General features: G+C 66.3%; 15 protein-coding genes. 8 read left to right on the top strand and 7 right to left on the bottom strand.

Annotated features, from left to right (window positions below; translation table 11 throughout):
- Positions 1-2: 2 nt before the first annotated feature.
- Positions 3-587: a peroxidase-related enzyme gene (locus AWB81_RS06060; RefSeq protein ID WP_062633237.1), complete on the bottom strand. Its 585-nt coding sequence runs from the start codon at positions 585-587 to the stop codon at positions 3-5.
- 182 nt (positions 588-769) lie between these two features.
- On the opposite strand from AWB81_RS06060, the gene AWB81_RS06055 reads away from it, so the two are divergent.
- Entirely contained in the window at positions 770-1,210 is a 441-nt protein-coding gene (locus AWB81_RS06055; RefSeq protein ID WP_062633235.1) for a response regulator, read from the top strand.
- Positions 1,211-1,219: 9 nt separating this feature from the next.
- Here AWB81_RS06055 and AWB81_RS06050 read toward each other — a convergent pair whose 3' ends face one another.
- The 4 genes from AWB81_RS06050 to nudC form a co-directional block, all read right to left on the bottom strand.
- The gene (locus AWB81_RS06050) at positions 1,220-2,539 is read right to left on the bottom strand and encodes a glycerophosphodiester phosphodiesterase family protein (protein WP_235025734.1); all 1,320 of its coding nucleotides are present in this window, start codon (positions 2,537-2,539) and stop codon (positions 1,220-1,222) included.
- 134 nt (positions 2,540-2,673) lie between these two features.
- Complete coding sequence (locus AWB81_RS06045) at positions 2,674-3,234, bottom strand: phasin family protein (protein WP_062633226.1); 561 nt, start codon at positions 3,232-3,234, stop codon at positions 2,674-2,676.
- A gap of 366 nt (positions 3,235-3,600) precedes the next feature.
- Positions 3,601-4,290 carry a HisA/HisF-related TIM barrel protein gene (locus tag AWB81_RS06040; protein WP_062633224.1) on the bottom strand — a complete coding sequence of 230 codons (690 nt, stop codon included), beginning with the start codon at positions 4,288-4,290 and terminating at the stop codon, positions 3,601-3,603.
- Positions 4,291-4,297: 7 nt separating this feature from the next.
- Positions 4,298-5,257, bottom strand: a complete 960-nt coding sequence (gene nudC, locus AWB81_RS06035) for an NAD(+) diphosphatase (protein ID WP_062633222.1) — start codon at positions 5,255-5,257, stop codon at positions 4,298-4,300.
- Between the two features lie 96 nt (positions 5,258-5,353).
- Here nudC and AWB81_RS06030 point away from each other — a divergent pair, with 96 nt between their 5' ends.
- The 3 genes from AWB81_RS06030 to AWB81_RS06020 all read left to right on the top strand — a co-directional run bounded on the left by AWB81_RS06030 (position 5,354) and on the right by AWB81_RS06020 (position 8,036).
- Positions 5,354-6,337, top strand: a complete 984-nt coding sequence (locus AWB81_RS06030; RefSeq protein ID WP_062633220.1) for a 2-dehydropantoate 2-reductase — start codon at positions 5,354-5,356, stop codon at positions 6,335-6,337.
- Positions 6,338-6,370: 33 nt separating this feature from the next.
- Entirely contained in the window at positions 6,371-6,754 is a 384-nt protein-coding gene (locus AWB81_RS06025; protein ID WP_062633218.1) for a nucleotide pyrophosphohydrolase, read from the top strand.
- 103 nt (positions 6,755-6,857) lie between these two features.
- The gene (locus AWB81_RS06020) at positions 6,858-8,036 is read left to right on the top strand and encodes an acyl-CoA dehydrogenase family protein (protein ID WP_062633216.1); all 1,179 of its coding nucleotides are present in this window, start codon (positions 6,858-6,860) and stop codon (positions 8,034-8,036) included.
- Between the two features lie 52 nt (positions 8,037-8,088).
- On the opposite strand, the gene AWB81_RS06015 is transcribed toward AWB81_RS06020, so the two are convergent.
- The gene (locus AWB81_RS06015) at positions 8,089-8,358 is read right to left on the bottom strand and encodes a DUF4148 domain-containing protein (protein WP_062633214.1); all 270 of its coding nucleotides are present in this window, start codon (positions 8,356-8,358) and stop codon (positions 8,089-8,091) included.
- 232 nt (positions 8,359-8,590) lie between these two features.
- On the opposite strand from AWB81_RS06015, the gene AWB81_RS06010 reads away from it, so the two are divergent.
- The 4 genes from AWB81_RS06010 (at position 8,591) to AWB81_RS05995 (ending at position 11,917) form a co-directional block, all read left to right on the top strand.
- On the top strand, positions 8,591-9,625 hold the full coding sequence (locus AWB81_RS06010) for a M14 family zinc carboxypeptidase (RefSeq protein WP_062633212.1): 1,035 nt from the start codon (positions 8,591-8,593) through the stop codon (positions 9,623-9,625).
- Positions 9,622-10,419, top strand: a complete 798-nt coding sequence (locus tag AWB81_RS06005) for an alpha/beta fold hydrolase (RefSeq protein WP_062633210.1) — start codon at positions 9,622-9,624, stop codon at positions 10,417-10,419. Before AWB81_RS06010 ends, AWB81_RS06005 begins: the two co-directional genes overlap by 4 nt.
- Positions 10,420-10,640: 221 nt before the next feature.
- Positions 10,641-10,877 (top strand): hypothetical protein, encoded by a 237-nt coding sequence (locus AWB81_RS06000; RefSeq protein ID WP_062633209.1) that lies wholly within the window; start codon positions 10,641-10,643, stop codon positions 10,875-10,877.
- 176 nt (positions 10,878-11,053) lie between these two features.
- A complete protein-coding gene (locus tag AWB81_RS05995) occupies positions 11,054-11,917 on the top strand; it encodes a GNAT family N-acetyltransferase (protein WP_062633207.1) in 864 nt (287 codons plus the stop codon).
- Positions 11,918-11,963: 46 nt separating this feature from the next.
- Here the strand turns inward: AWB81_RS05995 and AWB81_RS05990 are convergent, their stop codons facing one another.
- Complete coding sequence (locus AWB81_RS05990; protein ID WP_062633205.1) at positions 11,964-12,173, bottom strand: DUF1059 domain-containing protein; 210 nt, start codon at positions 12,171-12,173, stop codon at positions 11,964-11,966.
- Between the last annotated feature and the right edge of the window lie 87 nt (positions 12,174-12,260).

Raw genomic sequence — 12,260 nt, 5'->3', positions numbered from 1 at the left:
CGTCATTTCTTCGGAACCCGCCCCATCAAAAAGAACTCGTCGTTCGGCCGCATCGAAATCACGTTCGCCATCCGGTTCGAGAGCCCGAAGAAGGCCGTGATGGCGGCGATGTCCCAGATGTCCTCGTCGGAAAAACCGTGCTCGCGCAGCGCCGAGAAGTCGGCTTCATCGACACTGCCCGACGCGCGGCACACCTTCAGCGCGAAGTCGAGCATCGTCTTTTGCCGAGGCGTGATGTCAGCCTTGCGATGATTGACCGCGACCTGATCGGCCACCAGCGCATTTTTTTCATAGATGCGCAGGATCGCCCCATGCGCGACGACGCAATAAAGACACTCGTTCACCGCGCTCGTCGCGACCACGATCATTTCGCGCTCGCCTTTGGTGAGGCCGCCTTCCTTCAGCATCAGGGCGTCGTGGTACGCGAAGAACGCGCGGAATTCGTCGGGGCGATGTGCGAGCGTGAGGAACACGTTCGGCACGAAACCGGCCTTTTCCTGCACTTCGACGATGCGTGCGCGGATATCGTCGGGCCACGCAGCAGGATCGGGCACGGGGTAGCGGCTGATCGGCTTTGCATTTGTCATCGGGGGTCTCCGTGGTCTGGAATCTCGCGCCCAAAGGGCTCCCGGCGATTGTAGCGGCTCTGCGATCTCGCACTCCGAGGGCGCCTCGTCGGCGTTTTCCCGTATAAACGCGTTCGGGGTATGCCGGTTGCTGACAGAGTGCTTCCTTGGACAACCGACGCAAAAGGGCGCAACGACGGCGCATGGAATCCTACGAACGCACTCCGCGAGAAACGATCTGGCGCATTCCGCAAGCGGCGTCGCCGATCGACGAAAAGCGCGTCCTCATCGCCGACGACGACATCAACGCCACGCGCGCCACGATGCTCGCCCTGGAGGATGCGGGCTTCGTCGTGCGCGCCGCGCACACCGGGCTCGATGCGGTCGGCGTCGCGCGCAAGTGGCGGCCGGCCACCGTGCTGCTCGACCTGACGATGCCGCTCGGCGACGGCTGGGAGGCGGCCGAAGTGATTCGCGCGTCGGACCCCGGGATGCTGCTGATGGCGCACACGAGTTCCACCGACTACGCGGACTGGCAGCGCTCGCGCCTCAGCGGTTTCGACGCGTACTTTGTCAAGCCGACCGAGCCCGCGCGGATCATCGAAGTGATCGAGCAGTATTTTCTTCAGCTGCCGGAGATTTGAGCAAAGCGCTCAGTGTCCGGTTTCCCGCAGATAGGCAGCCCGCGCGGCCACGCCCGTATTGGCGAAATCGGTAAAGACGCCATCGACGCCCAGCCGGAAGAACTTCAGGTATTCCGCGCTCGGATCGCCCTGGTAATCGGCGGCGAGATACTTCTTTTCGTTGCGGAACGTGAAGACGTGGACGAAGAGGCCGGCCTTGTGCGCTTCGCTCACGACGTTCGTCGCGGGCTGGGTCCGCGCCGTCGATGTCGAGCCCTTGAACGGCGTGCCGTCGGCGTTGGTCGCAGGATACGGATCAATCCTGAGCGGCACGATCTGCGGCTTCCACGGGCCGATGCCGTCCGCGTACGTCCTGATTTCGGCGAGACCCGAGGGCGTCAGCATCGCGTCGAACCAGCGCGGATCGCCTGCGACGGTCCAGTCGAACGGACGGCTGTCGGTGATCTCGTTGTAGAACACGTTGCCCGTGCGGTAATCGACGTCGTAGCCGTCGATGAGTTGCACGACCTTCGTCTTGAGGCCATGCGAGCGCATGTACTTGAGGCTGCCCGGCTCGAAGCTCTGCACGTAGACGGCGGCGTCGCGGGTGTTCATGCCGTTGGCGTCGAGCAGACGGATCAGCGCGTCTTCGAGCGGACGGCTGCCCGCCGGACCGCATCCGTTCGCTATTGCCTGCGCGTTGTTCCAGGTCGGATTCTTCGTCTCCGGATACACGGCGATCGTGCGTCCGGTCGCCTGGCTCTTCGCCTTCGCGACGTCGATGATCTGCTGGAACGTCATGACCGGATCGCGGCCGTTGAATTCGCTCGGGCGTTCGTTCGCGACATCGTACGTGGTGCCGCGGATGAGCGTCGTCAGTTCCTTCGCGGTGAAATCGGTGATCGACCAGTCGTTCGTATGGTCCTCGCCATCGACGACGAGCGACTTCAGCACCGACTTCGGATTCGACGGATCGGTCAGGTCGGTGAGGTATTGCGAGGGACCGGTGGCGGGCGCCGTCGCCCATTTCACCGGGACCATCACGCCGGGCACGGTGCGCTTCTTCGCCGCGACCGACGCGTTGGTTTTCGCGACTTCGGCCACGTTGGTGTTGTCCGAGAGCCAGGGATTGTGGCGCGCGACCAGCACGCAATCCTTCGACAGATGCAGGTCTTCTTCGAGCGCATCGGCGCCGCTGTCGGCGGCCAGTTCGTACGACGGCCGCGTCTCTTCGGGCCGCAGACCCGGCAACCCGCGATGGCCGATCACGAGCGGCGCCTTGCCATCGAGCGTCGCAAATGCTGGCTTCTGGCCGACGCTGCTACAGCCGGCGACGCTCATGGCAAGCATCGCCATTGCGACCGCGCTTTTGATTGGGCGGCAAGTGCGCTTCATCGGGTCTCCGTTCGTTCGATGCGTAACTGCGGATTATGACGAAGCGTACATGACCGCCGTGTGAACCTGCACGACGCAGCGCGCGCCGCTCAGCGCTTCGACGACGTGCGCGCCTTCGTCGTCGCACCTTCGGCGATTTCAGCCGCCTGCACGCCTGCATCGGCCGTCTTCTGCGCGACTTCGCCGCTCGCATCGAGAATCGCCCTCGCGCTCTCTCCGGCCGATTCGGCCATCGTGTCCGTCATGTTCGTGACGATGCGCGCCTCTTCGCCAATAGCCGACTCCGTTTCGCTCGCGGCGGCATCAAGCGCTTCCTTCATGCCGATGCCGTTGCGCTCATACTGGCTGCGTGCCTCGCTGATGATATCGGCTTCCGTCGACGTGACGATCGACAGGAAGTAACGTCCATACGAGGCGGCCTTTTCCGGAAACTGCGCGAGCATGATCGATTGCCAGCCGAGCACGTCGCCGGGACTCGATTCTTCGCCCGCGCGCAGCAGCGAACTGCTTTCCTCGATCATGGTCCTGACCGTCTGCACATTCAGTTCCGTCAGTTGCTGGATGCCGCTCGCAAGCCGTCCCGACACGTTCAGGAAGGCAGCGAGGTTGGCGCGGGTCATCGATGAGATGGGTTGCATGGCGTAGAACATGGGATCGCTCCTGTTGAGTGTCGAGCGTGTGCTCGGAGTGTCGAAGTCTGCCAGCGCTGTGTGACCGATGTTAGCGAGGACTCGGTGTCCCGCTGATGAAGGTCGATCGCGAACTGCGATGCGCACGGATTGAAAAAATGACGAAAGTCGCGAAGCGGGGCGGAGAAGCGCGGAAAGCGTCGATCGCCGGGTTCGTCGTTCGGGTCTCAGAGCGGCATGCCGCTCTGGTCTGTACGCGACCTGAGCGGCCGCGCGGTGGAACTCGCGGAACATTTCAGCATGCGGCGTTCCCGAGCCGGGCGACGCGCACTCTTTGCCGAAGGAGACAGCGATCGGGAAGGAGCGGCAGGAAGGTAGGGATGCTGACTAACGGCTCGCCGCGATGCTGCGGTCGTGCAGCGCCGATGCGATGAGCCACGCATTCGCGCCAGCGGCCTCGGCAGCGCGCAAGTCGTCGATGTGACGCACGCCGCCCGCGCCAACGATCGTTCGATCGTTTCCCGCGCGGCGGCGGATGTCAGCAATGGTCGCGAGATCGGGGCCGCTGAAGGAGCCGACACGGTCGAGCGACATCGCGATCACGCGTGCTGGCCAGTGCGATGCGTCGCGCCATAACGCGGGATCGCCGAGCGGCGCATCGAGCCGGCGGTCGAGCGACAGCACCGCATCGCGTGCGAACTCGTGCACCGATTCCGCGCGCAAGGTTTCGCTGCCGAAGACGGGCGTGACGACCGCGCCTTCTTCCTGCAGCGAGGCAATCATTTCGAGCGCAGACGCGCCATCGGTGAAGCCCGCATCGAGCCAGAGTTCGACACCGGGAAGCGCGCGGGCGAGACGCGCGAGCGCGGCCGTTTGCGGCGCGCCGCGCACGATGCCGTCGAGGTCGGCGACGTAGAGCACGGGCGCCGCGCAATAGTCGACGAGCGCCCGCGCGACGACGGCCGGATCGCTGCCGCTGCACAGTTGCGACTGCACGGGCCGATAGCGGCTGCGCTCGCCGCGCACGGCGTGGACGGCGACGCCGTCCAGAAGATCGACGACGGGAATGATCCGCATCGCGGCGTCAGTCGCTGAGTACGGCGGCGCCGCGGTCGGCGAAAGCCCGCAGCAGGTGATGCGCGATAGCGAAGGGCTTCGGCGCCGTGAGGCCGTCCGGATGCGTGCCATCGAGCATCGCCGCGACTTCGGCACGCGAGAACCAGCGCGCGTCTTCGAGTTCGACCGTATCGACGACGATCTGCGTGTCGTCAGCGTGTGCGAAGCAGCCGATCATCAGCGAAGACGGAAACGGCCAAGGCTGCGTGGCGTACTGCGTCACGCCGGAACAGCGCACGCCGGCTTCCTCCAGCACTTCGCGAACGACGGCACCGGCGGCGGTTTCGCCCGGCTCGACGAAGCCCGCGAGCGCCGAATACATGCCCGGCGCGAACTGGCGCTGCCGGCCGAGCAGACAGCGGTCGCCGTCGATGGCGAGCATGATCACCACCGGGTCGACGCGCGGAAAGTGCTGTGTGCCGCAGGCGTCGCAATGACGGCGCCAGCCGGCCGCCGCCGCGCGGCTCGGCTGTCCGCAGTTCGCGCAGAAGCGGTGGCGCCGGTGCCAGTCGAGCATCGATTTCGCCTGCCCGAGCGCGCTGACGAGCGCGGGCGCGACGAGACCGCGCATCGCGATCGAGCGCAGGTCGATCGGCCCGATTTCCGCATGGGGCGTCGCTGCCTCGATCGCGTCCTTCTGGAAACCTAGCGCGAAGAGCGCGCGGCCCTCGTGCTCGCCGTCCGTTTCCTCGCCGAGAAACACTCTCTGCACCGGCTCACCAAAGGGCGCGGCTTCGTCGGCCGAAAAGAGAACGTCGTGTCCGTCCGACACTTTCAGCAGCGGAATATCCGCGCTGAAAACGACGAACCGCGTCGACGGATCGCGGTGCAGGCGCTCTATGAACGCTTCGTCGTCGCGTTTTTCGGAATGCCGGTTGAGCGGGTTGAACGCAAAGCCAAGGGCAATGAAGGGGTCTGGAAGGGACATGGAAAGATTTTTCGGTACGATCGCGCAGGTTGCAACTTACCATGACGCGTTGGATGCGGCAGGCGCGCGCATCGCGCGAGACGAAGGAGCGAGACGATGAAGGTGTGCATTTACGGCGCGGGCGCGATCGGCGGGTGGATCGGCGTCAAGCTGGCTCAGGCGGGCCACGACGTGAGCGTGGTCGCGCGCGGCGCGACGCTCGACGCGCTCGCCGCGCACGGCCTGCGCCTCGTGGAAGGCGGCGCGACCCACGCGGTCAAGGTGCGCGCGAGCGCCGATCCGGCGGACCTCGGCGCGCAGGATGTGGTGGTGGTCGCGGTGAAGGCGCCCGCGATGGCGTCGGTGGCGGCGCGCATCGCGCCGCTCCTTGGCGCCGACACGGTCGTGCTCACCGCGATGAACGGCGTTCCGTGGTGGTTCTGCGACGGCCTGCCCGGCGACTTCGCGGGCAAGCGGCTCGCCTCCGTCGATCCGCAAGGCGATATCGCGGCGGCGATTCCCGGCGCGCGGACGCTCGGCTGCGTCGTGCACGCCGCCTGCGCGACGGATGCGCCCGGCGTGATCCGTCACGTTCAGGGCAAGGGACTGATCGTCGGCGAAGCGGCCGGGCGCCCGAGCGAGCGCGTGAAAGCGCTGTGCGCGCGTCTCACAGAAGCCGGCTTCGAGGCGAGCGCGTGCGACCAGATCCAGCGCGAAGTCTGGTTCAAGCTGTGGGGCAACATGACGATGAACCCGATCAGCGCGATCACCGGCGCCACGACCGACCGCATCCTCGGCGACGACCTCGTGCGCGAGTTCGTCACGAGCATCATGCTGGAGGCGAAGGAGATCGGCACGCGCTTCGGCATTCCGATCGACCAGCAGCCCGCCGACCGCCATGCGGTCACGCTGCGGCTCGGCGCGATCAAGACGTCGATGCTGCAGGACGTCGAGGCGTCGAGGCCCGTCGAACTGGATGCGCTCGTCGCGGCCGTCTGCGAACTCGGCCGGATGACCGGCGTCACGACGCCGTTCACCGACGCGCTGTTCGGACTCGCGCGCCTCAAGGCCCGAACGCTCGGGCTTTATCCGGCGGACTGAACTGAACGCGCAACCGATAGAAGGAATATCGAGATGAACGAGCCGCAGGACCTGCCGCCCTCGCGTGGCGAATTCGACGAACTGCGCGCGCTGGTGCGCGAGTTCGTCCGCGAACGCGACTGGGCGCGCTTTCACACGCCGAAAAACCTGGCGACCGCGATCAGCGTCGAAGCGAGCGAGTTGCTCGAACCGTTCCAGTGGCTCGCCTCGGGCGAGCGCGAAGAACTCGACGACGAGAAGCTCACCGGTATCCGCCATGAGATGGCCGATGTGCTCGCCTATCTCGTGATGCTCGCCGACAGGCTCGACGTCGATCTGTATCGCGCGGTCTTCGAGAAAATGGCGTTGAACCGGGCGAAATATCCGGTGCACAAGGTTCGCGGCGACGCGCGCAAGTATAGTGAGTACGAGGACTAGGGTTGTCAGCCGTTCGATGCGTCCGGCTCGCCCGAACCGCCCGCTGCGACCGCGACCCAAACCCGGCAACGCAAACCCGCGACGCAATCAACAGGAATCGCCGATGGACTTCTCCCTCTCCCCCGAACTGACCGACCTGCAGGCGCGCGTGCGCGCCTTTGTCGCCGACGAAATCGTGCCGTTCGAACGCGATCCGCGCTGCACGCCGCACGGGCCGGATGAATCGCTGCGCGCGGAACTGATCGCGAAAGGGCGGCGCGCGGGTCTGCTGTCGAGCCACGTTTCGCCGGAATTCGGCGGGCTCGGGCTCGGCCATGTCGCGAAAGCCATTCTTTTCGAGGAGGCCGGCTATTCGCCGCTCGGGCCGGTCGCACTCAACATCGCCGCGCCCGACGAAGGCAACATGCACCTGCTCGAAGCGATCGCGACGCCCGAACAGAAGGAACGCTGGCTGCGTCTGCTCGCGGCCGGCGAGATCCGCTCGTGCTTTTGCATGACCGAGCCGCCGCCCGGCGCGGGCGCGGACCCGTCCATGCTGCAGACCGTCGCGACGCGCGACAGCGACGACTACGTGATCGACGGCCGCAAATGGTTCATCACGGGCGCGGAGGGCGCGGCGGTCGCGATCGTGATGGCGAAGCTCGCGGACGGCCCCGCCACCATGTTTCTCGCCGACATGCAGAGCCCCGGCATCGTGATCGAACGGGCGATGGATTCGCTCGACACGTGTTTTCCGGGCGGTCACGCCGTCGTGCGTTTCGAAGGCCTGCGCGTGCCCGCCGCGAACGTGCTGGGCGAAGCCGGCGAAGGCTTCCGCTACGCGCAGGTGCGACTTTCGCCCGCGCGACTCACGCACTGCATGCGCTGGCTCGGCGCGGCACGGCGCGCGCACGACGTCGCTTCGGCGTATGCGCGCGAGCGGCAGGCATTCGGCCGCGCGCTCGGCGAACACGAGGGCGTCGGCTTCATGCTCGCCGACAACGAAATGGACCTGCACATCACGCGCCTTGCCATCTGGCACTGCGCGTGGGTGCTCGACCAGGGCGTGCTCGGCAAGCACGAATCGAGCATCGCGAAGGTGGTGTCGTCGGAGGCGCTGTGGCGCGTGGTCGACCGCTCCGTGCAGGTGCTGGGCGGACAGGGCGTGACGCACGAAACGGTCGTCGCGCGGATCTTCGCGGACATGCGCGCGTTTCGCATCTACGACGGCCCTTCGGAAGTGCATCGCTGGAGCATCGCGCGACGCATCCTGCGTGGCGACAAGCGCGCGGGCCGCGAATGAGCGGGATCGGACGCGTCCGTCGCGTGAGCGCGTCGCGTCTGTCAACGGGACGTCACTGCGGGCGCATCTGCCCGCTGCCCGAGCCCGCTTCCTGCGCGCGCTGGGCCGCGACGATGCGTCCGGCGCGCTGCGCGTTGTCGGGATAGTCCCACCAGTTGTTCGGATCGTAGCCGGCGGCGAGCCAGGCGAGCGTGTCGGCCTTGACCTCGGCGCGGGTCTTGGGCGCGTTCGGATCGTACTTCGCCGGCGGTTGCGCGAACGCCGAAGCGACACACGACGCGCCGAACAGCGCGCCGGCCAGAAGGCAGGGAAGGTTTTTCATGGCGGGAGCCTCGCACCGTCGAAAGACGGTTTTTTCATTCTAGGCGACGCATCGGACAAGGCGAGGCGCAATTTGGGGCCGAAATGATACGCTCGGTCCGTCCGATGCAAAAGGCCATCCCAACGCGCTCTGCGCTGTACGCATTCATCCGGTCGCGCGAAAATCGGCGCACGCGGCGACCGCCGGCCGCACACAAGACAATCCAGAACAATCACACGACAGGGGCGTGGCCATGAGTACGTTGCGGGTTGCCTCGGACAGCTTTGCGGAACTCGACGACCTCCGGTCGCTGCTCGACGCCGGCCGCGCGTGGTTTGTCGGACGCACCGTGGCCGACGTCCGGACCGGCCGCCACACGTTCCCGATCCTCACCGCGACCATCGGAGCGACCGACCCCGGCGCGCCCGCAATCGGCTTCTTCGGCGGCGTGCACGGACTTGAGCGGATCGGCACGCAACTGATCCTCGACTACATGCGCGCGCTGCTGCGCCGCCTCGAATGGGACGACCTGCTGTCCGAGCAGTTGCGTTCGATCCGGCTCGTCTTCATGCCGATCGTCAATCCCGGCGGCATGTGGGCGCGCACGCGCTCGAATCCGAACGGCGTCGACCTGATGCGCAACGCGCCGCAAAGCGCCGAAGGCCGCGTGCCGTGGCTCGCGGGCGGCCAACGCATCGGGCCGTGGCTGCCGTGGTATCGCGGCAGTCGCGACGGATCTATGGAAGTGGAAAGCGCGGCGCTCCTGTCGGTCGTTGAGAAGGAACTGATGTCGCGGCCGCTCAGCTTCGCGCTCGACTGCCATTCGGGCTTCGGCTGGGACGACAGCATCTGGTTTCCCTACGCGCGCACCGACCGGCAGATGCCGCATCTCGCCGAGATGTTCATGCTGAAGACGATGTTCGAGCAGTCGTGCCCGCATCACGGCTACGCGTTCGAACCGCAGAGCCATCAGTATCTGCTGCACGGCGATCTCTGGGACTGCGCGTACGACCGCACGCGCGCGCCGAACATCTTCCTGCCGATGACGCTCGAACTCGGCTCCTGGCGCTGGATCAGGAAGAATCCGCCGCAATTGTTCTCGCGGCTTGGCATCTATAACCCGATCAAGGCGCACCGGACGCGCCGCGTGCTGCGCCGGCACCCCAATTTCTTCGACTTTCTCACGCGCGCGGCGTTTTCTTCGCATCGATGGCTGCCGCGCGGCGATTTCCGCCAGCAGGTGATGGAACGCGCAGCCGAGCACTGGTGGAGCAAGGGCGCGCCATGAGCCAGTGGATCCTGCTGCGCGGACTCACGCGCGAGGCGCGTCACTGGGGTTCCTTCGCCGACGAATTCCGCGCGCGGATTGCGGATGCCGGCAGCGTTACGTCGATCGATCTGCCGGGCAACGGCACGGAACGCGCGATGCGCGTGCCTGCGGATGTGGACGGCATCGCGGAGTCGGTCCGCACGCGCGCGCAGGCAGCGGGAATCGCGGGGCCGTACCGGCTCCTGGCGATGTCGCTCGGCGCGATGGTCGCGACGCAGTGGGCAGCGCGCCATCCGGAGGAAATCGAGCGGCTCGTTCTCATCAATACGAGCATGCGGCCGTTTGCGAGCATCGGCGAGCGTTTGCGGCCGACGGCGTGGCCCGCGCTGGTTCGCGTCGCGGCTTGCTGGACGCGCGGCGTGCAATGCGAGCGCATCGTCCACGCGCTGACCTGCAACCGGCACGACGCGCTCGACGCTGATCTCGTCGCGTGGGCTCATGTACGCAACACTTCGCCCGTGAGCGCGGCAAGCGCGTTGCGGCAGCTTGCGGCGGCGGCGCGCTTTCGTGCGCCGCACGAAGCGCCGGGTTGCCCGACGCTGTTGTTGTCTTCGACAGCCGACAGGCTCGTCGACCCGGTGTGTTCCGGGCGCATAGCGGCGCAATGGGGCGCGGCGCACGCGCGTCATCCGTGGGCGGGGCACGATTTGCCGCACGACGATCCCGCCTGGGCCTGCGACACAATCGCCGACTGGCTGCGTTTATCCGACGAGGCTAAACACGAAGCCAGCATTCGCCGCGAGCCCGCCTGAGCGCGAGTGACGCGCATTTGTCCAACTTGCGACCGTACGATTCGCACCACGCCCGCCCATGGGGATGTTGCAACGCAACATTCAGCCGCGTATGCTGTACTTGCTGGGCAGGATCGCGTGGCCCTTGCATCGATGCGCCAGTCATGGCGCCCCGGCGAGCCGGATCTCCGTCCAGCGATGCAAACGAGGCGCCGCGCAGTACTTGCCGCAAGGAGTCGAACATGGACGCTCGGAATTCGTCTGACCCTACGCTGCACGTCTTCCAGCAGGACGGCGAGTGGCATTGGGGCATCACCGTCCCCCGGCCGACAGGCAACGGGATGAAAGTCGTCGCGTATAGCTACGAAGGTTTCGGTTCCGAGGAAGACGCTCGGGACGATGGCCAGCGCGCGCTGCGCGAAGGCGAATGGCGCGCGTCCTGGGGACGCCAGTCCGAACCGAGCCATACCGGCGTCTGAGCCGCCGTCCCTGCGCTTGCGCCCCGGGGCGCGGCCGTCTTTTCATGCTGTATCGGTCCTGGTGACATCGGACCGGTCTAAACACTTCTCCTTTTCTCCTTCCCCTCGCTTGCCGTCGCGTGACGAATCGCGCGACACTCGACGCATCTCCGCAACCCCACGCCGAGGTGCACGGCATGAACGCGACCGCCGCTCGTGACGCCGCCTATACGATCCGCCGCATGCGCGCTGACGAAGTCGGGCTCGCGCTGGAATGGGCCGCCGCAGAAGGATGGAATCCGGGCCTCCACGATGCGCCCGCTTTCCATGCCGCCGATCCGCACGGCTTTTTCATCGGCGAGATGGACGGCGAACCGGTCGGGTGCCTGTCGGCAGTCGCTTATGGCGAGTCGCTCGGCTTCATCGGCCTGTATATCGTGGCGTCCGCCTTTCGCGGAGTCGGACTCGGCATACGTCTATGGAACACCGGAATCGAATATCTCGGCGAGCGCAATATCGGGCTCGACGGCGTCGTGAGCCAGCAGGCGAATTATCGACGTTCGGGTTTCCGGCTTGCGTACCGGAACGTCCGCTTCGAGGGACTCGCACGCGATGATGCGGCGACCTGCGGGGGAATCGTAGAGGCGTCGGCAGTGCCGTTCGAACAGATCGCCGACTACGACCGCCGGATGTTTTGCGCGCCACGCGAAGCGTTTCTGCGCGCGTGGCTCGACCAGCCCGAAGGCGCCGCGCTGGTCGCGCTGGAAAACGGCCGTGTGCAGGGCTACGGCGTATTGCGCGCCTGCCGCAGCGGCTACAAGATCGGCCCGCTTTTCGCCGACGACTCGCGCATCGCCGACGATCTATACGGTGCGCTCGTCGCCCGCGTGCCCGGCGCTACCGTCTTTCTGGATGTGCCCGAAGCCAATCCCGAGGCGGTCGCGCTAGCCAGGCGTCACGGCATGTCGAGCATCTTCGAGACCGCGCGCATGTACACGAAGGCGCCGCCAGCGGTGCCGCTCGATTGCGTGTTCGGGGTGACGTCGTTCGAGTTGGGTTGAGCGTAATCCGGCGCGCGCTGCGCCGGATTTCCCCTGTTGAAGGCAGTTACTTGCGGGGGGTGTCGACGGGCGGCGTGCCGTCGTGGAAGAACGTCTTCAGTTGCGAACGCAGTTCCGGCGAATCCGTATGCTGATGCACCGAGACCGCGTGCTGCACGGCTGCCTCCAGCAATTCGTCGTCGGAATCCGCGGATAGCGCCACCGAGCAGTTATTGTCGCTCGGCACTTCGCGGCAATCGATGTACTTGCGCGTCATGATGTCTCCTTACTCTGGTCCCATGCAGATGGTTGCTGCCTCGAACGAGTCATCGGCCAGCAGGCATCGCCGTGCGGGCCCGGGAAA

Origin of the sequence: Caballeronia arationis (genome assembly GCF_001544975.2) — a bacterium.
Lineage (GTDB): Bacteria > Pseudomonadota > Gammaproteobacteria > Burkholderiales > Burkholderiaceae > Caballeronia > Caballeronia arationis.
Note: the sequence above shows the minus strand (reverse complement) of the source record. Positions and strands in the feature narration are given on the sequence as shown.